We start from the raw sequence: 22,759 nt of genomic DNA on the forward strand, positions 1-22,759 counted from the left end.
AATAAAAAAGTGGAGCTGCCGGAACAATTCCACTTACTAACTATAAAAGTGTTTTATTAAACGAATCGATAGAATATCTCCCACTTTTTCCGCCACAGGAAATGAATGGTGCGGAAAGTCTGGCGGAACGATTTGGTGGACAGGAACCCGGTAGAAAGCATGTTCTGAAAGAAGAAATACCTGGATGTGGATTCCTGGTATTGGTGATCCAGGAACATTCCGGAAACCTGCAGCGCACCGGTTCCCCATTCAAACTGGAAGGTGTACCAGCAAACCTGGCTGCACATCGTGTAGCGGGTATTTTCCTTGCCGGTCTTTTCCCAGGTCCCGTTTTTCGGGTCGATGAGAATAGAAGCATCGAGGTCGTGGATGTAAATCCCGAACGGTTTCACCATCCGGCGGAACGGGTATTTGATCTTCTTCCTGAAAATTTTCAGGTTCGATTCCACGGCCGATACAATTTCTTCCCAGGTTTTCGGGGCAGGAGTCGGATCAATGACCATATTTTCATAATGCGTCATGTATTTCTTCACAGCCCCTTCCGAATCAAATACCGGGTTAGCAGTATCCACTTTGTCGTGCGGGTACATGAACTGAACACCCGGGATGTTCAATTTGAAAATGTCTTCCGGTGTATTTGCCCATGCGTTCATGCGCGCATTTTCCTGGTTACAGAAATAAACGAAGCTGGCAAAGGGAACGATGTATGTGGGATCAAAAATTTGTTTCTGTAAATTGATGGTTTGGATCTTTCTCGGTGCTTCGCCCATTTCATCGCTATCATTCCCAACCCAGTTCGCAAATGAAAATTGGGTGAACAGGAAATCAACTTTCCCGATCTGGCGCGAGATGTACTTGTATTGCTTTTCACTGAACACGCAGTCGTTCAGGTTCAGAATCGTTTGTCCGTCTGCTTTCACGGCAAGGAACGAATCCATGGAGCCGGCAGAACCGCAATACAGGTCTATTCCGTCGATTTTTGTCCATTGATAGATCGGCAATTCAATCACGTGGGCGAATCCCAGTTTTTCAAATGCTTCCTTTAATCTCAAAGACGCGTGTTTCTGGTAAAGGATTTTGATGCGTTTTCGGTCTTCTTCCGGGATACTTTTTAAAGTCGGGAAGTTGAAGTGGTCCGGGTGTTCGTGTGTGACGAAAATATAATCGATCTCCGAATAATTGACATCGATGTTTCCTGCAAGAAGAGCCCAGCCGTCGTTGAAAGTTTTGCTCTTGATCCAGGGATCAATAAATATTTTTTTGGAAGCGGCTTCGACAATGAAACCCGCGTGTGAGATAAATTCAATGATCATATTTTCAGGGAATTGGTTGAAGTGGAACTGCCGGAGCAATTCCACTTGAGCATATTTAATTTCTCATTATTCGCTAACGCGGATATTCTTTTCGAAAGCGGTACTTGCTCTTATTTCTGGTAGAATGGCATTTTAACCACTTTTGCAGCAACGCCTTTGTCGCGGATCTCAATAAAGATCTCACTGTCCGGAGCAGCAAATTCGGTGTTTACATATCCCATTCCGATTGCTTTTTTGACACTTGGTCCTTGTGTTCCGGAAGTTACTTTCCCGATTACATTCCCGTTAGCGTCCAAAATACGGTAATCGTGACGCGGAATTCCACGGTCGATCATCTCGAAACCGATCAGCTTTCTGGAAACACCTGCTTCTTTTTGTGCTTTCAGACGGTCGGCATCCACAAAGTCTTTCGTGAATTTTGTGATCCATCCCAATCCTGCTTCCAACGGAGAAGTCGTATCGTCGATATCGTTTCCGTAAAGGCAGAATCCCATTTCCAAACGCAAAGTATCGCGGGCAGCCAAACCGATGGGTTTAATTCCGAAAGCAGCGCCTGCTTCGAAAACTTTGTCCCAAACCTGTTTTACTTCGGAATTCTTGCAGTAGATCTCAAAACCTCCCGAACCGGTATAACCTGTTGCTGAAATGATTACGTAATCAACTCCTGCAAACGGACCTACTTCAAAATGGTAGTATTTGATAGCGGAAAGATCAACCGAAGTTAATGATTGCATCGCTTCAACGGCTTTCGGGCCTTGAATTGCCAGCAACGAGTAGTCATCGGAAAGGTTTCTCATTGTCACGTTTTTCGTGTTATGGGAAGAAATCCAGTTCCAGTCTTTTTCAATGTTGGAAGCGTTCACAACCAACAAATATTCTTCTTCTTTGATACGGTATACGATCAAGTCATCCACAATTCCGCCGTTTCCATTAGGAAGGCAAGAATACTGCGCACGCCCGATCGTCAGCGTAGAAGCATCGTTTGTGGTTACACGCTGGATCAGGTCCAAAGCATCCGGTCCTGACAACAAAAACTCTCCCATGTGAGAAACGTCAAATACACCTACTGCGTTACGAACTGTTTCGTGTTCGGCGTTTACACCTTCGTATTGAACCGGCATATTGAATCCTGCAAATGGAACCATTTTGGCACCCAAAGCCTCATGAACCTGGGTAAGAGCTGTGTTTTTCATTGATTTTCTTTTTTAGACTGTAAAAGTAACTATTTCGTTGAATTTTGGTGAAGAAGCGGGTGAAGATTACTGGGCAATCAGTTTGGAACCGTGATACGGGCAAAACTCGTAATTTGCAGGGAACAATTCTCCGTCGTTTGCACATTTGGCATCTTTGTATAAGCTTGGCAACGGCAGGTGAAAAGTATTCTTCACCGAAGCAAGGCTCAATGTGAAATCTGAATTATTGTAAGGGTTCAGGGCATTTTCACCGGAAGCATCCGTAATCTCCACATAGAACAATTCCATTCCTGCTCCCATGTCTCCGAGCATTTGTGCAAACATCGGTTTGATGTAATCATTCAGCATGATCAGTTCATTCGACAATTTGGATTGCGGGATCGGCTTGTATGTTTTTCCGTTAAAGGTTACTGAAAGATTGTTGCGCAGGTAAGATTCCTCTTTGGATTCAAAAGATCTCAGGGTGGTGCTCATACTTCCGGAAATAGCAATGAAAATGGATTTGTTTCCAAGCATTCCTTTTAAAGTAGAAACTATCTCAGGGCCAAATGTTTTCGGGTCTTTTGCGGATAATACTTCCCAATACATCACCGGGAACCAGTAAAGGATGGTGATATCTTCCTGGTCAGTGTGGGTATAAACAATGTCTTTCAGTAATTTGTTCTGGTCCACATCTTTCAATGCCAGCTTTTGCTGGGCGAAGGATGAGAAAGAGATAATCATAACAAGCAGGCACAAGGTATTTTTCATGTTCAGGTTTTTTGAACACAAAGTTATCAATTTGTCTGAATGTCAGTGGGGAATTAATTCGCTCTCAGTTTCGAAAAACGGATTGTAAAATCTCGTTCTTCCGCAGCAGGATTTTCAAAGGAACCGGAGCGCAGTGTAGCAATCGATTTGTCCATGAAATAATGTTGTTCCAGAATCGGTTTGATCGCATCGAAGATCTGGTCTGCATTTTTACCGTTAAAATAAAGGTAACCGTCTCCGAAGTCCATTGAAATGTCGTGCCCTTCATATTTTCCAAGAGCACTGTTCGTAATGTTTGAATCCAATTGCTTTTCCAGCTCATGCAATTCATTCAAATTCTCAATTCCATAGAAGAATTGAATAACAACCAAATGATTTTCGTCCATATGCGCGATATTTTCTTTCATTGTTTTCTCTTTCTTCCGTTGAAAAAATCCAAACAATTTCATTTTAATATGTCTTTCAATTAAAAAGTAAGTTAGTTAAAAAAACTGAAAATTCAACAGTTAACCAGTTATTTAACAATCTGTTAATTGGTATATGATGGATTTACTTTCTCAAGTACGAATAGACGCTTACTAAATCGGTTTTGAAAGAAAATCAAGCGTGTGATAAAAGTTATGGATTTTGATTTTTCAGTTGTTTTTATTGTTTTGAATCAAAATTAACAGGGGGTGTTTATAAAAATTTACACTTTTTCTTGGGATGACCCCTTCAAAAAATGTACTTTTGTCAAAAATTTTGAATTTTATGGCAACAAAGCGATTACAGGCGTATCGGGATGTACTCAATCGTACACCAAAACACATTGATTATGACGGGAAAGTTTCCGAATTATTCGGGAAAAATGTATTTCATGCAGAAGTAATGCGTGAATACCTACCTTCAGATGCATACAAATCCATGATGGAGTCCATTCAGAACGGGACACGCCTGGATCGTAAAATGGCAGATCAGGTTGCTTCGGCAATGAAAGATTGGGCTATTACAAAAGGTGCCACACATTATACACACTGGTTCCAGCCTTTAACAGGTGCCACAGCAGAGAAACACGATGCGTTTTTCAAGCCGGTAGGGCCAGGGCGTGCCATTGAACGTTTCGACGGAGAATTGCTGGTTCAGCAGGAGCCGGATGCTTCTTCTTTCCCGAACGGAGGAATCCGTAATACGTTCGAAGCAAGAGGATATACCGCTTGGGATCCTTCTTCTCCGGCTTTTGTGATCGGGAAAACATTGTGTATCCCAACGATCTTTATTTCCTACACGGGAGAATCGCTGGATTATAAAATGCCGCTATTGAAAGCCTTGCACGCTGTTGACAGCATCGCTACGGAAGTTTGCCAATACTTCGACAAGAACGTAACAAAAGTAAATGCCACATTGGGTTGGGAACAGGAGTACTTCCTGGTAGACCAGGCATTGTTTAACTGTCGCCCGGATTTGATGATGACAGGCCGCGCTTTGTTCGGACATGCTCCGGCAAAAGGACAGCAGCTGGACGACCATTATTTCGGTTCTATTCCTGAGCGCGTAACGGCGTTTATGCGTGAATTCGAGAACGAAGCAATCTTATTGGGGATTCCGGTAACAACCCGCCACAACGAAGTTGCTCCGAACCAGTTTGAATGTGCTCCGATCTTTGAAGAGTGTAACCTGGCAAACGACCACAACCTGTTGTTGATGGATTTGCTGGAGAAAGTTGCCCGTAAGCACGATTTCCGCGTATTGCTCCACGAAAAGCCATTCGCTGGAGTAAACGGTTCCGGAAAGCACAACAACTGGTCTTTGGGAACAAATACAGGAGTAAACTTATTGCAACCGGGTAAAAACCCGAAAACAAACTTACAGTTCCTAACGTTCTTCGTTAATACGATCAAAGCAATCCACGACAATGCAGACTTGCTACGTGCTTGTATTGCTTCAGCAAGTAACGATCACCGTTTGGGAGCAAACGAAGCTCCTCCGGCAATTATCTCTACATTCATCGGTTCCCAGTTATCCGAAGCATTGGATGAATTGGAAAAGAACGTGAAGGCCGGGAAAATGTCGCCGCAGGATAAAACGGAATTGAAACTGAACATCGGTAAGATTCCTCAGATCATGCTGGATAACACGGACCGAAACAGAACTTCTCCGTTTGCATTTACAGGAAACAAGTTTGAGTTCCGCGCAGTTGGTTCTTCCGCAAACTGTGCTTCTGCAATGATCGTATTGAATACTATTATGGCGAAACAACTTCAGTTGTTCAAAGCAAGTGTTGATGCACGTATTGAAAAAGGAGAATCCAAAGACGAAGCTATTTTGAAAGAACTTCAGATCCTGATCAAAGACTCCAAGAAAATCCGTTTCGAAGGAAATGGTTACGGAGACGAGTGGGTGAAAGAAGCTGAGAAAAGAGGATTGAATAACTTCAAAGATACTCCGCGGGCATTGAAAGCGTGGGGAGATAAAAAGTTCGTGAAATTATTCGACGAAATGAATGTATTGACTCCGCGTGAGTTGGAAGCACGCCAGGAAATCGAATTCGAAAGCTACATTTTGAAAATCCAGATCGAAGCACGTTTGATGGGAGATTTGGTTCAGACGCACATCATTCCTGCAGTAGTGGAATACCAGAACAGGTTGTTGTCCAATATCCAGGGAATCATCTCTGCTTTGGGAGATAAAGCCGGAAAAGAAGCAGCCGCAGCTCAAATTGAATTGGTCACAAAGATCTCAAGTCACCTGAACAAAATGAAAGCGACTTGTGATACGATGCTTCAGGCACGTAAAGATGCCAACAAAATTGAGCATGCCGAAGAGAAAGCAGTGGCTTACTGTGACAAAGTGAAAATTTATTTTGACGAAATCCGTTACCACGCAGATAAATTGGAGTTATTGGTAGACGATGAGTTATGGCCATTGCCAAAATTCAGAGAAATGTTGTTTACCCGTTAATAAAATTCAAGTTAGATGTAGCCCCGGTTCTTTCGTTAGGATCGGGGTTTTTGTTATTAAACCGCATAGACAAATAAAAAACCACATAGGTCACATAGAACACATAGTGTTTTATTGGAGACTGGTTGTTTCGCTTCGCTCGCGTTTTTATAACCACAAGGGACACAAAGTACACGAGGATTATAGTTTTACGTTCTTTCTGCTCATATTCTTTTTACTGTCAGATTTAAAAAAACTTCGTATCCTATGATTATCGTTATTCTCCCTGATAAAACTGCACACATGTGCAAAACGTCTGGAGACCATGTGACCTATTTTTCTTTGTGGTTAAAACAGAGAGCAGCGCGAAGCCACAAATTTCTTCCCGGAAAAACCGTTTACTTTAATCTTTTTCAAATAACAGTTAACGAAGTACTATGTGAACTATGTACCTATGTGGTTCAAATGCGTAACTTTATAGTGCGATGAAACAATTCGATATTCCATCCATATTCCGTTCACCGATCATTTCGAAAGTGAAGGCATTCCGCAAGGCACAGGACCCGCGTAAGAAGGATTTCTCACCGACCGTTTTGAATTTTGGGAACGTTCAGCTTTACATCGCCAGGCACTTCGGGTTTTGCTACGGAGTGGAAAATGCCATCGAAATAGCTTACCGGGCAGTGGAAGAAAACACCGGAAAACGCATTTTTCTCCTGAGCCAGATGATCCACAATCCAACGGTAAACGAAGATCTTACACAACATGGTATCGCGTTTATCCAGGATACTTCCGGGAAACAGTTGATCCCATGGGACGAACTGAATGCCGATGATGTGGTGATTATTCCGGCTTTCGGCACAACGCTTGAAATTGAACAAAAGCTCAAAGAACGCGGAGTTTCCACTGAAAAGTACAACACCACCTGTCCGTTTGTAGAGAAAGTTTGGAACAGGGCAGAGAAGCTTGGCACCGACAATCACACTTTGGTCATTCACGGGAAACACAATCACGAAGAAACGCGTGCTACCTTCTCACATACGGCAGTCAATTCGGAAGCGGTCATCGTAAAGAATATGGAAGAGGCACTTTTCCTGGCGAAATGCATTACAGGCGAAGCTTCCAAAGAAGAATTCTACCGCTTTTTTAATGGAAAGCACACACCGGGCTTTGATCCGGAAATTCATTTGAGTAGGATAGGAGTGATCAATCAAACCACGATGCTTGCCAGTGAAACACAGGAAATAGCTGAATTCCTGAAAAAAGTGACGGAAGAATTTGCCGGGCGCACAAAAGCGGATAAAGTAGTTGCCGATACACGCGATACACTTTGTTACGCCACCAATGACAACCAGAGCGCTACAGAAGCATTGATGAACGAATCCCTGGATTTCGCAATCGTAGTGGGCGGATACAACAGTTCAAATACTTCCCACCTGGTGGAATTATTGGAGCAGCGTTGCCCGACTTATTTTATCAAGGACGAAACAGAGATCTTGGAAACGGAAACTATCCGCAGTTTCAATATTCATACGCACGAAACGGAAATCATTGGAAACTGGATCAAAGGAACAAAGATCGGTATTACTTCCGGTGCTTCCTGCCCGGATGCGATCATGGATCAGATAATCAGTAAAGTATTGGGACTGATGAACAGTCAAAAATCAATAGAGGAAGTAATCGGCAAATTGAACTAGCAGATCGTAATCTTATTGAAATGGGTTTCATCCTCGTAATGAGCATCCTTTTCAAAGATTAACTCGCTGGCATTGCATTGAATGTGCCATTTGAACCCAACTCCTTCAATGAAATTCTTACTGGTTTTACTGGAGCATTCGATATCTACGGTATTGCATAGTTTTTCAACACCGTTTACAATGACTCTCCATTCTTTGGAATGCGGATCTTCGGGATTATAGTTTGTGTTGAAACGAATTAAAACTTCCAGTTCTGAGTTCATGCGGGCAATACTTAGTGTGCGAAATTAATTAAATTTGCGATAAACGTTACTTATTTATGATAATTCAATTAACAGGGATGTCTGGCGCAGGAAAGACCTCGCTTTCAATTGCTACCAAACAAATGCTTCAGGAAAAAGGAATTAAAGTTGAAGTGCTGGATGCGGACGATTACAGGCAAAACGTATTTAAAGAATTGGGTTATACAAAAGAGGACCGGAACGATAATATCCGCCGGCTGGCATTTGTAGCGAATAAATTCAGTCAGCATGGAATTGTGGCCATTATTTGTGCCATTAATCCTTACGATGCGATTCGGAATGAACTGCTTGAAAAGTACTCGGAGCTTTATACCGTTTACATCCAGTGCGATTTGGAAACGCTCACACAAAGAGATACGAAAGGTTTGTACCAGAAAGCTATGCTTCCCGACGGGCATAAGGACAAAATCTATAACCTCACGGGTGTAAACGATCCGTTTGAAGTGCCGCAGGTTTGTCATTTGACAATCGAAACAAACAAAGAAACGCTGCATGAATCCACGCAGCGTTTAGCTCAGTTTATTGAATCAAAGAAGAATTAACTCGTTGCTTTGTCTTTTCTGTTCCGGTAAAGTTCCGCATCTACGGATGCTACCATTTTAGAAACATCCAGCGTATTTTCCAGGAAAATATTCACACGTTCTGCCTCGGCCATCGGGTTTTCGATGACGTCCGAGTAGTTCACAAACAATACATCCATGTGCGGCTGTGCTTCCAGCCAGGCTCTGTTTTTCTCTTTCTGTTGTTCGAAAGTAGCTTTTAGTTTCGTATTGTAAGTGTCAACCGGCTTGCCCAGCATTTTTTGCTGTGACTGCATGACTTCGTCCAGGTCTCTTTCCATGAAGATGATCTTGTAATCACAATTTAAATTCAGGCTACCTAACAGTTGCATAATGACTTTGATGGTTTTACCATCCTGATCTGCTAACCAGGAGTTTTCCTTTAACAAATTTTTCACCGGTTCGTATTCCAGGTATCCTTTCGGGTTGTTTTCATCACTCTGGCGCACGTTGTCGGTAAGAATATCAGCTCCTCCCGCAGCAAGCATCTGCATCATCATGGATGTACCTGAACGAGGCAATCCTGAAACAATCGTTATTTTCGGTTTCATATTTGTCTTTAATATTTCCTGGTGTCTTTTAGCCAATTCAGGTTTATTCAAATGATTGGTGTAAATCTCTATCAAATGCTTTCGGGCAACACCGTAGCCTGGTTCTTGCTGAAGAGCTATTTCAAAAGCATTTGCTGCATGTTCGTATTCTTTTATATGAAGTAAAGATTCTCCTAAATGATAATGGGCAACCGGAAACCAAAATTTGATGCCGATTGCATTGAAGCCATTTTCAATTGCCTTTTGATAGGATTTTAATTTTAAAAATGTGAAACAAAGACCGTGATATGCATCTGCATTTTCATTATTGATTTTGACTGCTTTAGCAAAATTCTTATTGGCTTTTTCCCACTCCCGAAGCATGAGGTAAGTTTTACCCAGCAGGGTATACGTTTCTGAGGTGTTAATTTTATTATCACTTAATGCGTTTAATATCTTAAGTGCCTTTGCCGGATTTAAATCAAGCATGTGGATTTTACTTTCAAGAATATCAATATACGGAGTGTTTGTATATCCGAAAATTTCCCTCATTCCTTTAAGAACCGATTTAGCCCCTTCAATATCTTTAAGTGAAACATAGGTGTTCAGTAAACGTATCAGGATTTTTCCGTTTCTCGGAGTCAATTCTAACAATTCATTAAACAGAACAATTGCTTCATCAAGAGCCCCCCTGGAATATTTAATACGTGCGGTGTGATATTTATATTCAAACTGCATCTGTCTTTTCTGCAACTCTGCATCTTCACCAAGTGGTTCCACATAACCCAATGCAACTAACTGTTCCAGTGATTCGTGTGCAGCCCACACATCGTCTTTTTCATTAGGATCCAGTTCTCCCCAGTCTCCTTCGCGATCAGTTTCATAACTGTCAATATACTGAATGTTCTGAGGCTTTTCAAAAGCTTGGACCAGTACTTTTCCTGACATGTCTTTTGCTACCGGCAGTCCAAAAAGGTGTAGTATTGTCGGTGTAATGTCCAGCAAGCCTGAACCATAGATTTGTTCATCTTTTTTTATTCCCGGACCCGATATGCAAACAATCCCGAACGGTGAATGCTCGTAAGCCGGTGCCATCGAATCTTTTGGAAGCTCAACAAGGCGTCTGTGATCCGAATAGAATCCGTGATCCGACACTAAAATAACATAAGTATCGTCGTCTATCAAATGAAGAATCCGGTCTAACATCATATCATGATATCTGTAAAACCCTGAAATTACCTCATTGAAAAGTTGATATTCATCTTCATCGATCTCCGGCAGCATCGGAGGGTGATACTTCATAAATTCATGCGATGCACGATCAATGGCATCTAAATATAAACCTAAAAAGTTCCATTCTTTGTTTTCCAGGATCTCAGTCGCAACATTGTGAAAAGAACTGCAGCGGGCAAGAAGTAATGGAATTTGACTTAATAATTTTTGATATTTGGGATTGTCCAGCTGTTCTTGCGTTGCTTGTGGCAAAAACGGAGCAATGTGAGCCCAGGTTAATTCAGCCGGATGGATTCTTAATTGTTTTAAATTTTCCAGTTCGGATTTAGGATTTACGTGAATTTCATTTAAATCCCAGTTGTCAGCAGTGTCATCCTTTGTGAAATCAGTAAAGTGATTTGACACCATAATTCCATTGATCGGTTCACAAGGATAACTTGGCCACCATCCGCAAACATGTGTTTTCAGCCCTTCGTGATGAAGAATGTTCCAAATAGCTCTGCAGTTGCGCGTGTGTGATGAAACAGGTCTTCGTTCACCGGTTTCCGGATGAGGTTCCTGGAATGACAAGATTCCATGTTCGTCACCGTATTTACCGGTAGCGATAGAAGTCCATAGAATAGGAGATAGCGGGGGATCCATTGTTTGAATATTACCCATGACTCCTCTTTCAACAAGTGCTTCCAAAGCAGGCATTTCTCCCTTATCCATCAAAGGAGAGATAAATTTCCAATCAGCTGCGTCCCATCCCAGGACAAGAACTTTTTTTTTATTCTTGGAATCCGACATGCTACTTCTTCTTTTTTGATTGTTTTTTGCTGGCCTCTGCTTTAGCTGCGCGCCATGTTCTCAAACCTAAAGAACCTAATGCCAATAATCCCAATGATCCGTTTTCCGATATCACCGTTTTATGAATATCGATCGTCTCCGTAGTTGTTTTATTTGATTTCGAATCCACGTTTCTTAGAATAAAAAAACCTCCAAAAGTTTTACAACTAATGGAGGTTTAAATATGAATTAATTCTTAGTTAAGAATCACTTTTTTAGTTCCCATAACACCGTTGTTCTCGAACTGAACAATGTACATTCCGGAAGTAGCATCGCTAAGGTTCATAGTAGCAGTACCGTTTTCCATTTTTCCTGTAGCAACTGTTTTTCCAGTCATATCGATAATTGTAAGGTTACCTTCTTCTTTAGAAGTAATAGTAACGTTTTTACCGTTTACGTAAGTGTACCAAACATTAGCAGGCATTTCAGCAATACCCAATCCAGTTTGACCAGTAGTCAATCCCATGTTAGGAACTGTGCGGTAAGCGTAATCCTTGATCATTGTTGAAGTAACATCTGTAGGAACCTGGATACGAACCCATCCGTAATGAGTACCTGTAGCCAAAACAAAACGAGCACCCATATATAAATCAGCTCCTGTATTGAATTGACCGTAAGCTCCAAAAGCAACCGCATTTACAGCATTAGCAGCTTGTGATCCTCCGAAGGCTGTTGTATCGTACCAGTTTGTAGCAGCCGGATCAACAAGAGTTCCTGAAGCCAATGCAGAAACGTAAGGATATCCTGCATCGTCATAACCCAATAATGCAGCAACGTTGTTCGGCTGAATAAGGTTAATCGATAGATTGATTTGACCAGCTTGTGGATGAACGAATCCGTAAGAAGCAACAATCATTTCTGCATTTCCGTCGTTGTCAAAATCTACTTCGTATGCATTCAATGAATCGTTGATAACGTTCAATGTTACATCCGGGTTAACGTCTGTGTATACGATTTGTGCATCAGCAGCAGCAGCAGTTCCAAACATTGCTGTAGCCAAAGCTGAATAAGACTTCAATTTTTCTTTAAGTAATGATTTATTCATACTGTAATAGTTTTAAATAAAATAATTTCGGTAACGAATATAGGCCTTTTTTTCAGCATACGTAAATTCTGCTATGTTTTTTTTATTAAAAGAATGTTTTTAATAAGTTAAGAAACTGATTCTTATCCGGACATTTTGGTAAAACAATCGCATTACATGAAATAGTTGAATAAATTATTATCTTCATTTTTAGTTTACGAAATGATATGGAGCGCCTGATTAATATTTTAATTATTGATGAAAAAGATTCGGACCAGCTGGCATTGAAGGAAATCCTTGGTGGTGGCGGTAATATCCTGCTCTTTTGCAACTCGATAGAGGAAGCACATGGGATACTGGATCGAAGAGAAGTGGGAATCATTCTAATCGATGTGGACAGCCCGAATTTTTCTTCCATGGATGATTTCAAGGAATTGCTGCAGGTACACGCTTCGAATACCCATTACTCCATTATCATTACCGAAAACACGCGAACAGGGTCCAAGCTTTTGAAAGGATTTAATTCGGGAGCGGTCGATTTCATTACCAAACCGTTTAATCCTTTACTGATCCAGGCTAAACTGGATGTTTACAAGTCACTATATTATAAGGATCAGCGGATTGCTCAGTTATTGGGGAACATTCTCCCGGAAAATGTACTGGATGATCTGAACCAGTTCGGGAAATTTTCACCTAAACGGGTGGATAAAGGAGTGGTGCTTTTCACGGATTTCGTGGACTTTTCCATGAAATCGAAATCCATCAAACCGATTAAGCTCGTAAAACGCCTGGAATATTACTTCACGGCATTCGATGAAATTGTGGAGCGCTACAAATTGGAAAAGATTAAAACCATCGGTGATGCCTACATGGCTATTGCGGGTGTGAACGAAGACAATGCCGAACCGATTCTAAGAGCCTGCATGGCTGCGCTTGAAATGCGTAATTTCATCCGGAACGAAAAGGAACTGGCAAAAGCCATGAAAAAAGATTTTTGGGAAATCCGTATCGGTGTGCATGCCGGACCACTCGTTGCCGGGATTATCGGGTCGAAAAGATATTCCTTCGATGTTTGGGGAGATACGGTAAACATTGCCGCAAGAGCCCAGCAATTTTCGGGGATAGACCAGATTACGATCACCAAGGCCATTTACGATGAATGCCACACGTACTTTGATACGAAAGATTTGGGAAATGTGCCAATCAAAAAGCGTGGCGGGACTATGGAAACCTACGAACTGGAATCCCTGAAGCAGGAATACAGCTTGTATACGACCGGAAAAGTTCCTTCGGTGGAACTGCGTATCCTATGCCAGATCGCAACGGTGGATTTTGAGCACATGAGAAGCGATATCCTCAATAAATTAAAGTCTATGCTTCCGGATGAAGTGATCTATCACGATTTGGGACATACTTTAAATGTGGAAAAAGCAGCTATCCGCCTGGGAAAACTGGAAGGTTTGCACGATGACGAAATGCTGTTATTGCGCACGGCTGCATTATTCCACGATACGGGATTCATTTTTACGTATGAAAATAACGAATTGCATGCGGTGCGCCTGATGGAACAAATGCTTCCGAAATACGGCTTTACTCCGGATCAGATCCGCCAGATCCGTGAAATGATCTTGGCTACTTCACTGGATATTGAACCGGTGGGATTGCTTCAGCAAATTTTGTGTGATGCAGACCACGATTATCTGGGAAGAGCCGATTATTATGTGGTTGCTTCCAAGCTGAGAGACGAAATGATCGCTTTCGGAATGAATCTTTCCGAAGAAGAATGGATGCAAATGCAAATCAGGTTCCTGGGAGAAACGCACCAGTTCTATACCATCACGGCATTGAATATCCGTCAAAAAGGAAAAATGAACCGCTTGGGAGAATTAAAGATTGCCCTGGCAGAATTGCAGAATCAACAGGTTTGAGACAGTTCAAAGGTTCCAAAAAGTTTAAAAGTTCAAATTGTTTTATATCATTGAACCATTGAACCATTGAACCATTGAACCATTGAACCATTTGAACATTTCTAAAAACTCGGCTCAATCAAAGTCAGTAAATCACTGGTTTTGATGCTTGGTTTGTAATCGTTCACCGATTCCGCGTAGAAACCACCTGGATTTAAGTCTGCATCCAACCCGGCTTTCATCCGGTCTTCTTTTTTACCTGCTTCTTTTTGGATTTCAGTCCAATTTTTTTGCTTGGTTGCTCTGCCGCTTGAGAAAGAATAGGTAGTTGTTGACCCATTAGCCGCTGTAGAACTTACTTTATAGGTTTCCGGCGAACTTACAGGTGAAACGCTTTTGTCGTAGGATGAAGCATCTTTAAGGAAATAAGTTCCGCTGGCCGTTGCATTGCTGGAAACCGTTACTTTTTGCTGTACATTTTCGTCAGCCGGAATGGTTGAAGAAGCGGTAAATTCTTTTTGATTTTGATCATTCAACGGGAATTCCTTTTTGGGAGCAGCTTCTTTTTGCTTCTGGGATACGGAATCGCTGCTTGCCGTCATGGGTTCCTTTTCATTCTTTGCCAGTTGGTTGTCAGACATGGAAACCCAAACCGTAACAATTCCTGCGGAAAGCACCACTAACGCAGCTATACGGAAGATAGTGCGGTTGTAAAGCGGAACGATCTTCGGCTTTTCCGTTTCTGTAGAAGCATTCCAGTTTTGGTTGATTCCCGGGTGCTTAGCCTGGAAAACACTGTTCAAGCTTGTTTTGACAGAAGCAGAAACTTCTTCTCTTCCGGAAATTGCCAGCAGGCCGATCCCTGCATAAAATGATTTCATTTCATTGTATTCTTCTTCCGAAGAGACCAATTCGTGAACTACCTCCAGTTCGCTGGAATTCAGATCGCTGTAAGCTTTTGTTTGTATAATTTCATCAAATGTACTCATGGTCATTTTGTATGTTCCGGTTGGTATTCTTTTAATCCTTGTGCGAGGTATTTGGTAGCATAGAACAGGCGCGATTTGATCGTTCCTTCGCTGATTTCCAAAGCCTCGGCTATTTCTTTAATCGATAATCCATCGAAATGGCGCATTTCAAATACTTCCCGATGTTTATCTTCCAGTTGTGTGACCTGAAAATTATAAGCTTCCTTAAACATGGTATGGTGTACCTGGTTTTCGGTGTTCTTATTCACGTCACTAACAGAATAGGTATGGTCTAATCCGTTACTTGTATTTTTCCGGATCTCTTGTTTTTTGTACTCATTCTTACACATGTTATTGGCCACCGAATACATCCAGGTTTTGAAAGAACGGGTAGTGTCAAACAATTCCGGGCGGTGAATGAGCTTGGTAAAGAAATCGTGTACAAAATCTTCTGATTTTTCGCGGTCGCGCCAAAGCATGCGCATGAAATACGAAAGCAGGGCAGAGGAATAACGGCCATAGAGCTTGTCAAAAGCCCGCTGATCGCCTCCTGCCATCGCAATGACCAATTGCTCGTCGGTCATTTGGTCGTATTCCTTTTTAATCATCCGCATCAGCGCTTAATTTTTGAAAGTTGAGCGGTTTTGCGAGCCCGCGTGGCTACACCCTGGATGATGTGATTGATTTCTTTCACATCTTCCGTTTTGTTGTATTCTTCGTAAAGCCTGGAAACACTCAAAAGCGCCGGAAGATAATTGGCGGAAAGTGCATCCGATTGCTGATCTTTTACGATTCCCAGTTCGTATTTCTTCCATTTGGTTTCAACCAGTGAAATATTCCAGGCATTGTAATCCAGAGAAGTTGATTGGTCGTAAGCGAAAGTGAGTCCCACCGTATTCAGCGACGAAGTGATTCCTTCGAAATATTCTTTCGGGAAGGACATGGATAAGTACAGGTTTTTGGAAGTGTTCAGGGCGCAGAACGACTGAACGAAAGCGGTGTCCACAAAAGTGGAATTCGGCATAATGAATCCTTGTTCGGCCAGTGAAGCCTGGTATGCAGGACTTTGCAACAAATCCACGGAAACCAATTGCAAATCTGCTCTTCCCTGTACGTTCTTCTCGAAATTTACTGGGATCAATTCCGTGTAACCATGTAATAAAAGCGTTCCGTTGGCAGGAACCGAATTTACCATATCAGTGGCGTAAGTAAGTAATCCGGTGGAGATTTTGTTTTGAGCGATCATTTGACGGGCTACGCTATCGGCCAATTCCTGGTCGTTTACCGCGACACCGAAAACAGCTAATTCCTGCTGAACTTCGGTTTTATCAGGTTCCAATTTTGCCGCCTCACGCAGTTCCGGGAATTTTTTTGGATCGTATTTGCTTAATAAATAAGTGTAAAAATGTTTTTCAAAACTTCCCGGCAGCATGTTTGCATAAATTTGCGCCCCTTGTTTCATATTCATGATCTCTTCCGGACTGGCGCTTCTGCGGGTTAATTGGTGTTTTGAATTGGAGTAATTGGATTCGAATTGGTATTTGGCGCTTTTGAGTTGCTGGATACTTGAATTGGAATCTTTGTCTGTTTTTTCGGACTCTTCTTTGAATTTCGGGCTGTAGGATTTCGCTTTTTTGCTGGTAACCTGCATTTCTTCCAATCTGGGCTCCGGAGCTTTCAGGCTGTCCGAAACAGTTTCCTGTTTATTGGAGTTGGTCGAATGATTGTAAATATTCTCCTGTGACTGAGCTTTACTGAACACAGCGCAAAAAAGCAATGAAACAAGAAGTATGAATGAGCGCATAAAGCAATTTTTATCTGTTGTACATCCAGATTAAAATTAGGTTCAAAAAATGAAAGAAAAAAATTTCCTAGGAATTCGAATCTGCTGCGAACAGGAATTTATTGGGAGAAACCAGGTTGGTTTTTACGGCATAAATGACAATACCTGCTGTGTTTTTCACACCCAGTTTCGCCATAATGTTCTTGCGGTGCGTATTGATGGTGTGATTGCTCAGGCAAAGAGAATCGGCGATCATAACATTGGTTAGTCCTTCAGCGATCATGGTAATGATTTCCGTTTCACGTTCACTTAATGTAATCGGTTCACAAGTGAAAGAGTCGAAATCGATATCATTTACATCAATGGATGCATCACGGATGGTTTCCAGGATTTGTCCGCAAAAGAATTTATTTCCCCGCCAGGTTTCTCGGATCGAATCAATGATTTCCGAACTGTCACAATCTTTCTTGATGTAGCTCTTTACTCCCGAACGCAAAGCGTTTACAAGAGTTTGAGCAGATTGTTCCGGGGTGATCGCCACCACACTTAAATCCGGCTTTTTCTGAAGGATTTGCGGAATGACATCAATGGAGAATCCTTTGGAGGTGTAATCAACTAAAATAATGTTCGCATCGAAGGCTTTGTTCAGGGCGATCAACTCTTCGTTGTTCCGTGCTTCCCCCACAATCTGGATGTTTCGCTCCGTAGACAACAGCGTACGCAGACCAATGCGTATGATTTCGTTACTGTCGGCTAAAATGAGCTTCATTATTTAGATTAATTTTAAACAAGACAAAAGTAAGGAAAAAATGCTACCATGGGAACTTTATCCGGATAAAACTTTTGCATGTTGAATTCTCAATGAAATTCATCCGAAAATGTGTGAAAACTTTCCTGCAGAACCGGAAGGTTCCTGAAAGGAATCTGCCGGATCCGGTATGCTTTGTTGTGAATAATAATCCGGTTTTCTTTCCAGTTACAAACGAGTTCACCGTCGAGAGAAGTATATTGGTCGGCAAAGTGTGTGTCGATCTTATAATCTTTGAATGCATCGTCCCAGGATTGCAGAATGGCGTACTGTTGCCGGTGAATGAACAAATGCCGGATAGCCGGATTTCCGTAAACGCGGTAAGCCCCGTGATGTGCCAGGCGCTGATACCGGTCGTCGTTCCAGTTTTTGCTCAACAAGGTAGGTGAAATACTTTCAAGTACCACGAGCGATGCAAAAGTATATCTGATGATCCGGTGTTTACGTGATTGGTTGTAACGAACCTTTTCAACACTAAACCCGAACATGCCTTTCCAGTTTTGGGTGAAACACGAACTATAAAAAATACTGAATAAAAGCAGTGATCCGGACAGTAGTTTTACCGAGATGTCAAAGGAAAAATTAATCAGTACAACCTGTCCGAAAATAACAATCGCAAGTAACGATGCCAGGAACTGTGTGCGTTTGAACAAGAGTAAAAATGCGGCAATAACTTCGATAATTCCCAGGCTGACAGTATACGGATACGAACTTCCAACCAGCGACCAGTAAGCGATGTCTTTAGACAATTTTCCGAAAGGTGTAAATAAGGTATTCGGTTCGGGCATGTAGAACTGGCCTTTGGTGATTTTGTCCCAGCCATATTTGAACAGGAAGAAAAACAGGATGGCGGCGAGGATCGTTTTCAAAAGTTCTGTTGGATTTAGTTTCCACTTCGAACAGATCCAATGAATGACCGGGGAAGAAACAACCCCCAGCAGAATGCTCAGAGAAATCAAAACGTAAGTTCCGTAAGTGTCGGTTTCAAAGATCAGGTCCTGGTCCATGGTTTTCAGCAAGCCGGTAAAAGGGGCCTGAATGCATTTAAAGATCCAATCGAAGAGCGAATAATCGAATGGAAGCAGGAGTATCCACCAAACCGCGATCCCGGTAAAACTGATTTTCAGGTGTTGGATCATGAAATCACACGGGGTTTGAAAATGCGACTCACTGCTCCGATGACTAATAATCCACCGCCCGTAATCCCGAACAGGAACAATAAATAGGATTTCTTCTTTTTCTTTGATGGAACAGGTGTTACTAACGGATTCGGTTGTTCTATCGGGTTAGCCTCGATACGTTTACTGTTTTCAAGTTTGAAATCTTTCTCCGGCATTTTGGATTTCACCGATTTGGAAGAATGTTTAAAATTGACATATTCAACATTTTGCAGGTGAGGCACTGATTTTTTGATGGAATCAATATTCAGGTTGTAGCTGATCGGAGAATGAATGGTGTCCGCTTCAAAATCATTTCCGAATCGGGTGTAAACGTTCAAAGTGGTAGAGTCATTCACATAAACAATCTGGACCATTTTCCTGCCGGGAATTCCAAAATTTCCAAAAGCTTCGATAGAAAAACCGGAAGCAGTTCCCGAATGGCTTTTGTGAGCAATGATGGCTGTTTGGGCTTGTGAAAGTGAAGCTGACAAACAGAAGCAAATGAAGAAAGATGTTTTCATAAGCTTAGGCAATGGATGTTTTAGGATCAGTGGATTTCCTGAATAATCTCAGGAGGAGCATTCCGCCGCCGGTGATTCCGAAAAGGAACAACAAATAAGATTTCTTTTTCTTTTTGGTTGGAGTGGTTTCATTCAGCTTTTGCCGGGATTCCAATTGCTGTTTTTGCACTTGTTCCTGCTCTTCTAATTGACGCTTGTATTCCGCTTCCAGTTCTTTTTTACGGATAGAATCCATGTACCGTAATTCAAAAGCTAAAGGTGAAAGCTTTTGGTTATTTAAAAGTGTATCTGTTTGAATCGTATTCTTCCGATAATCGGTTTTTCGCAGGATCATTAAGGTATCATTTAATGGGATGAAATTTTTGGTTTTATAAAATGAAGCAGTATCGATGTTAAAATCGATGCGTTCGCCAAAATTACTATTCGGATCGATAAAGAAACCGGCGGATGAACCGGAATGGCTTTTGTGTGCGATCAGGTGAGTCTGGGCAGTCGCCAGGATAGTAAATCCGGCAAAAATAATTGTGATAATTTGGTTCATGAGTTGTTGTTTGGAAGGGAATACAGCCGTGTCCGGATTTGGTTCAAATCATTATTTACACATTCATGTAGACACGCGATGCATCGCGTACCTACATGAATGTTAAAACAAAAAACTCCCGGTTGCCGCCGGGAGTCTCGTCGTATTCCTACAACATTGTTTTGTGTATATTTCCCTTTACACGCATACCAAATGCGGTATTTGTAAAAAGTAACAAGGGATCTAAAAAAAATCGTGATTAGAATCAGTCCTCCGGCTCAATTTCGCGGATAATCAGCTTATCAATACGGGCGCCATCCATGTCCACAACTTCAATTTCAAAGTTTAGCCAATGGAATTTCTGGCCTGTAGAAGGTACGCTTCTGGATTCGTTCAACACCAATCCTCCGATAGTTGTGAAATTCAATTCGGAAGAATTGTCTTCCAGGCCGAACTGGCGGAAGAACTCAGCAATCGGGTACTGGCCGTCAATCAGCCAGGAACCGTCTTCGCGCTGCACGAATTCAAATTCTTCGGCATAAAACTCGTGGAAATCTCCCACAAGTGCCTGCAATAAGTCGTTCAGGGTTACAATTCCCTGTACTTGTCCGAATTCGTCGGTGATGATCCCGTAATGTGTTCGTGTTTCCTTGAAATGCACCAATGCCTCATAAGCCGAAATATTCTCCATCAGGTATTGCGGTTTCAGCATCAAATCTTTCAGGTTAAAGTCTTTGTTGTTAATGGTGCGGAAAAGGTCTTTCAATAACACCACTCCAAGCACATTCTCGCGTTCATCATCAAAAATCGGGTATACCGAGTGCATTTCCTTTTCGACCTGTTCACGAACTTCGTCTTTCGTGTCACTGATATCAATAAAGATTACATCGTTGCGGTGCGTCATCAGGGAACTGATGTTGCGGTCTCCCAAATGAAAAACGCGTTCCACGATATCCTGTTCGATTTCCTGCACTTCACCGCCTTCCGTACCTTCCTGGATAATTGCCTTGATTTCCTCTTCCGTAACTTTCCCTTCGGAAGATTGCTTGATGCGAAAGAGTTTCAGCAATAAATCGGAAGTGGTAGTCAATAACCATACAAACGGCGCAGTGATTTTCGAAATGATCAGCATGGGGCGTGCCATTGCTTTGGCAATTGCTTCCGGATTGGTCAACCCGATTCGTTTGGGAACCAATTCACCCAAAACCAGCGAGAAAAAAGTAATGATAACAACTACTGAAGTTACCGCTAAGAAATGTGCATACGGTTTAATGAATGCAAATTTCAGGTAGAAGCCTTCAATGTCCGAAGTCATTTTTTCTCCCGAGAAAATACCGGTCAAAATTCCGATCAGGGTGATACCGATTTGTACCGTAGAAAGAAATTTATTCGGCGAATTCATGGTTTCGAGAACCAACTTAGCGCTTTTGTCACCTCTTTTTGCGGCTACGTCCAATTTGGATTTCCGGGCAGAAACCGTAGCGATCTCGGCCATCGAGAAGATCCCGTTCAGAATTATTAAAAAGAGGATTAGAAGTAGTTCCATTTATCTGATTGTTCCGGGATAAATTTCCAAAGCTTTTTCCAAACAAACAACTGCTTTTTTCAAAGAATCCTGATTTAATACATAAGCGATACGCGCTTCCTGCAATCCTGCGCCCGGTGTCGAGTAGAATCCGTTTGCAGGAGCCATCATTACTGTTTGTCCTTCATACTCAAATTCTTCCAATAACCACTGACAGAATTTTTCGGCATTATCTACCGGGAATTTCGCTACACAGTAGAATGCCCCGCTTGGTTTCGGACAAAATACTCCCGGGATGCTGTTCAATCCGTCGACCATGATATTTCTGCGTTGTACGTATTCGGAAACAACGTTGTCAAAATAAGATTGCGGAGTATTCAAAGCAGCTTCTGAGGCAACCTGGTCTACTGTCGGCGGAGAAAGTCTTGCCTGTCCGAACTTCAAAGCAGCAGACATCACTTCCTGGTTTTTAGATACCAAGGCCCCTATACGAGCTCCACACATGGAATAACGCTTGGAAACCGAATCGATCATGATCACATTGTTCTCAATTCCTTCCAGGTTCAACACCGAGAAAGGCTGAGCTCCGTCGTAACAAAATTCGCGGTAAACTTCATCTGCAAACAGGAACAGGTCGTGTTTCTTCACGATGTCGCGCAATTGCTCCAATTCTTCTTTGCTGTATAAATATCCGGTTGGATTTCCCGGGTTGCAAATCACGATTGCCTTTGTTTTAGCGGTGATTTTTGCTTCGATCTCGGAAACCGGTGGCAAAGCAAATCCTGTTTCGATAGCAGATGTTACCGGAACAACTGTCAAACCTGCAGTTACGGCAAACCCATTGTAGTTTGCGTAGAAAGGCTCGGGAATAATCACTTCATCGCCCGGGTTACAAGTGGTCATAAACCCGAAGATCAATGCTTCGGATCCGCCTGTAGTAATGATGATATCTTCCGCATTTACCGGAAGACCTCCTTTTCTATACGTTTCAGCCAATTTGGTTCTGTAGGATTCAAAACCTGCAGAGTGACTGTATTCAATAACTTTATGATCAAAATTGCGAATAGCATCTAAAGCTACTTGTGGTGTTTCGATGTCCGGCTGACCGATGTTTAAGTGATAAACGGTTTTACCGGCTTTTTTAGCTTTTTCAGCATAAGGAACCAATTTACGAATCGGCGATGCTGGCATGTCAATGGCTTTTTGGGCAATTTTTGGCAT

20 protein-coding genes are annotated in these 22,759 nt (G+C 42.1%); 4 read left to right on the forward strand and 16 right to left on the reverse strand.

Annotated elements, in window-relative coordinates:
* Nucleotides 1-56: 56 nt before the first annotated feature.
* From ABDW02_RS04355 to ABDW02_RS04370, 4 genes are all read right to left on the reverse strand, one after another.
* Nucleotides 57-1,358 carry an MBL fold metallo-hydrolase gene (locus tag ABDW02_RS04355; protein ID WP_343632474.1) on the reverse strand — a complete coding sequence of 434 codons (1,302 nt, stop codon included), beginning with the start codon at nucleotides 1,356-1,358 and terminating at the stop codon, nucleotides 57-59.
* A gap of 65 nt (nucleotides 1,359-1,423) precedes the next feature.
* Nucleotides 1,424-2,506: a glycine cleavage system aminomethyltransferase GcvT gene (gene gcvT / locus ABDW02_RS04360; RefSeq protein ID WP_343632476.1), complete on the reverse strand. Its 1,083-nt coding sequence runs from the start codon at nucleotides 2,504-2,506 to the stop codon at nucleotides 1,424-1,426.
* A gap of 66 nt (nucleotides 2,507-2,572) precedes the next feature.
* Nucleotides 2,573-3,256, reverse strand: a complete 684-nt coding sequence (locus tag ABDW02_RS04365) for a hypothetical protein (RefSeq protein WP_343632478.1) — start codon at nucleotides 3,254-3,256, stop codon at nucleotides 2,573-2,575.
* Nucleotides 3,257-3,309: 53 nt separating this feature from the next.
* Entirely contained in the window at nucleotides 3,310-3,663 is a 354-nt protein-coding gene (locus ABDW02_RS04370) for a hypothetical protein (RefSeq protein ID WP_343632480.1), read from the reverse strand.
* A 343-nt stretch (nucleotides 3,664-4,006) separates the two neighbouring features.
* On the opposite strand from ABDW02_RS04370, the gene ABDW02_RS04375 reads away from it, so the two are divergent.
* Nucleotides 4,007-6,193, forward strand: a complete 2,187-nt coding sequence (locus ABDW02_RS04375; RefSeq protein WP_343632483.1) for a glutamine synthetase III — start codon at nucleotides 4,007-4,009, stop codon at nucleotides 6,191-6,193.
* Nucleotides 6,194-6,657: 464 nt separating this feature from the next.
* Complete coding sequence (locus ABDW02_RS04380) at nucleotides 6,658-7,869, forward strand: 4-hydroxy-3-methylbut-2-enyl diphosphate reductase (protein ID WP_343632485.1); 1,212 nt, start codon at nucleotides 6,658-6,660, stop codon at nucleotides 7,867-7,869.
* On the opposite strand, the gene ABDW02_RS04385 is transcribed toward ABDW02_RS04380, so the two are convergent.
* Nucleotides 7,866-8,132, reverse strand: a complete 267-nt coding sequence (locus ABDW02_RS04385; protein WP_343632487.1) for a hypothetical protein — start codon at nucleotides 8,130-8,132, stop codon at nucleotides 7,866-7,868. The two genes, ABDW02_RS04380 and ABDW02_RS04385, sit on opposite strands and share 4 nt — an antisense overlap.
* 56 nt (nucleotides 8,133-8,188) lie before the next feature.
* On the opposite strand from ABDW02_RS04385, the gene cysC reads away from it, so the two are divergent.
* Nucleotides 8,189-8,713, forward strand: a complete 525-nt coding sequence (gene cysC, locus ABDW02_RS04390; protein WP_343632489.1) for an adenylyl-sulfate kinase — start codon at nucleotides 8,189-8,191, stop codon at nucleotides 8,711-8,713.
* Here the strand turns inward: cysC and ABDW02_RS04395 are convergent.
* Nucleotides 8,710-11,283: an alkaline phosphatase family protein gene (locus ABDW02_RS04395; RefSeq protein ID WP_343632491.1), complete on the reverse strand. Its 2,574-nt coding sequence runs from the start codon at nucleotides 11,281-11,283 to the stop codon at nucleotides 8,710-8,712. The two genes, cysC and ABDW02_RS04395, sit on opposite strands and share 4 nt — an antisense overlap.
* 235 nt (nucleotides 11,284-11,518) lie before the next feature.
* Complete coding sequence (locus tag ABDW02_RS04400; protein ID WP_343632493.1) at nucleotides 11,519-12,367, reverse strand: T9SS type A sorting domain-containing protein; 849 nt, start codon at nucleotides 12,365-12,367, stop codon at nucleotides 11,519-11,521.
* A 206-nt stretch (nucleotides 12,368-12,573) separates the two neighbouring features.
* Between ABDW02_RS04400 and ABDW02_RS04405 the strand changes: the two genes are divergently transcribed.
* On the forward strand, nucleotides 12,574-14,274 hold the full coding sequence (locus ABDW02_RS04405; RefSeq protein WP_343632495.1) for an adenylate/guanylate cyclase domain-containing protein: 1,701 nt from the start codon (nucleotides 12,574-12,576) through the stop codon (nucleotides 14,272-14,274).
* Nucleotides 14,275-14,375: 101 nt separating this feature from the next.
* Here ABDW02_RS04405 and ABDW02_RS04410 read toward each other — a convergent pair whose 3' ends face one another.
* The 9 genes from ABDW02_RS04410 to ABDW02_RS04450 form a co-directional block, all read right to left on the reverse strand.
* On the reverse strand, nucleotides 14,376-15,242 hold the full coding sequence (locus ABDW02_RS04410; protein ID WP_343632497.1) for a hypothetical protein: 867 nt from the start codon (nucleotides 15,240-15,242) through the stop codon (nucleotides 14,376-14,378).
* Nucleotides 15,243-15,244: 2 nt separating this feature from the next.
* Nucleotides 15,245-15,835, reverse strand: a complete 591-nt coding sequence (locus ABDW02_RS04415; protein WP_343632499.1) for an RNA polymerase sigma factor — start codon at nucleotides 15,833-15,835, stop codon at nucleotides 15,245-15,247.
* Entirely contained in the window at nucleotides 15,835-17,025 is a 1,191-nt protein-coding gene (locus ABDW02_RS04420) for a hypothetical protein (RefSeq protein WP_343632501.1), read from the reverse strand. The genes ABDW02_RS04415 and ABDW02_RS04420 overlap by 1 nt, the downstream gene beginning before the upstream one ends.
* Nucleotides 17,026-17,092: 67 nt before the next feature.
* Entirely contained in the window at nucleotides 17,093-17,773 is a 681-nt protein-coding gene (locus tag ABDW02_RS04425) for a response regulator transcription factor (protein ID WP_343632503.1), read from the reverse strand.
* Nucleotides 17,774-17,862: 89 nt separating this feature from the next.
* Nucleotides 17,863-18,951, reverse strand: a complete 1,089-nt coding sequence (locus ABDW02_RS04430) for a hypothetical protein (RefSeq protein WP_343632505.1) — start codon at nucleotides 18,949-18,951, stop codon at nucleotides 17,863-17,865.
* Nucleotides 18,948-19,463 carry a hypothetical protein gene (locus ABDW02_RS04435; RefSeq protein ID WP_343632507.1) on the reverse strand — a complete coding sequence of 172 codons (516 nt, stop codon included), beginning with the start codon at nucleotides 19,461-19,463 and terminating at the stop codon, nucleotides 18,948-18,950. The genes ABDW02_RS04430 and ABDW02_RS04435 overlap by 4 nt, the downstream gene beginning before the upstream one ends.
* A gap of 34 nt (nucleotides 19,464-19,497) precedes the next feature.
* Nucleotides 19,498-20,034, reverse strand: a complete 537-nt coding sequence (locus ABDW02_RS04440) for a hypothetical protein (protein ID WP_343632509.1) — start codon at nucleotides 20,032-20,034, stop codon at nucleotides 19,498-19,500.
* A 244-nt stretch (nucleotides 20,035-20,278) separates the two neighbouring features.
* Entirely contained in the window at nucleotides 20,279-21,559 is a 1,281-nt protein-coding gene (locus ABDW02_RS04445; protein WP_343632511.1) for a hemolysin family protein, read from the reverse strand.
* Entirely contained in the window at nucleotides 21,560-22,759 is a 1,200-nt protein-coding gene (locus ABDW02_RS04450) for a pyridoxal phosphate-dependent aminotransferase (protein ID WP_343632513.1), read from the reverse strand.

The sequence above is a fragment of the Fluviicola sp. genome (assembly GCF_039596395.1).
GTDB lineage: Bacteria > Bacteroidota > Bacteroidia > Flavobacteriales_D > Crocinitomicaceae > Fluviicola.

Coding starts and splice junctions, on each gene's coding strand:
- gcvT (WP_343632476.1), bottom strand. CDS start 2,506: ATGAAAAACACAGCTCTTACCCAGGTTCATGAGGCTTTGGGTGCCAAA.
- ABDW02_RS04365 (WP_343632478.1), bottom strand. CDS start 3,256: ATGAAAAATACCTTGTGCCTGCTTGTTATGATTATCTCTTTCTCATCC.
- ABDW02_RS04370 (WP_343632480.1), bottom strand. CDS start 3,663: ATGAAAGAAAATATCGCGCATATGGACGAAAATCATTTGGTTGTTATT.
- ABDW02_RS04375 (WP_343632483.1), top strand. CDS start 4,007: ATGGCAACAAAGCGATTACAGGCGTATCGGGATGTACTCAATCGTACA.
- ABDW02_RS04380 (WP_343632485.1), top strand. CDS start 6,658: ATGAAACAATTCGATATTCCATCCATATTCCGTTCACCGATCATTTCG.
- ABDW02_RS04385 (WP_343632487.1), bottom strand. CDS start 8,132: ATGAACTCAGAACTGGAAGTTTTAATTCGTTTCAACACAAACTATAAT.
- cysC (WP_343632489.1), top strand. CDS start 8,189: ATGATAATTCAATTAACAGGGATGTCTGGCGCAGGAAAGACCTCGCTT.
- ABDW02_RS04395 (WP_343632491.1), bottom strand. CDS start 11,283: ATGTCGGATTCCAAGAATAAAAAAAAAGTTCTTGTCCTGGGATGGGAC.
- ABDW02_RS04400 (WP_343632493.1), bottom strand. CDS start 12,367: ATGAATAAATCATTACTTAAAGAAAAATTGAAGTCTTATTCAGCTTTG.
- ABDW02_RS04405 (WP_343632495.1), top strand. CDS start 12,574: ATGGAGCGCCTGATTAATATTTTAATTATTGATGAAAAAGATTCGGAC.
- ABDW02_RS04410 (WP_343632497.1), bottom strand. CDS start 15,242: ATGAGTACATTTGATGAAATTATACAAACAAAAGCTTACAGCGATCTG.
- ABDW02_RS04415 (WP_343632499.1), bottom strand. CDS start 15,835: ATGCGGATGATTAAAAAGGAATACGACCAAATGACCGACGAGCAATTG.
- ABDW02_RS04420 (WP_343632501.1), bottom strand. CDS start 17,025: ATGCGCTCATTCATACTTCTTGTTTCATTGCTTTTTTGCGCTGTGTTC.
- ABDW02_RS04425 (WP_343632503.1), bottom strand. CDS start 17,773: ATGAAGCTCATTTTAGCCGACAGTAACGAAATCATACGCATTGGTCTG.
- ABDW02_RS04430 (WP_343632505.1), bottom strand. CDS start 18,951: ATGATCCAACACCTGAAAATCAGTTTTACCGGGATCGCGGTTTGGTGG.
- ABDW02_RS04440 (WP_343632509.1), bottom strand. CDS start 20,034: ATGAACCAAATTATCACAATTATTTTTGCCGGATTTACTATCCTGGCG.
- ABDW02_RS04445 (WP_343632511.1), bottom strand. CDS start 21,559: ATGGAACTACTTCTAATCCTCTTTTTAATAATTCTGAACGGGATCTTC.
- ABDW02_RS04450 (WP_343632513.1), bottom strand. CDS start 22,759: ATGCCAAAAATTGCCCAAAAAGCCATTGACATGCCAGCATCGCCGATT.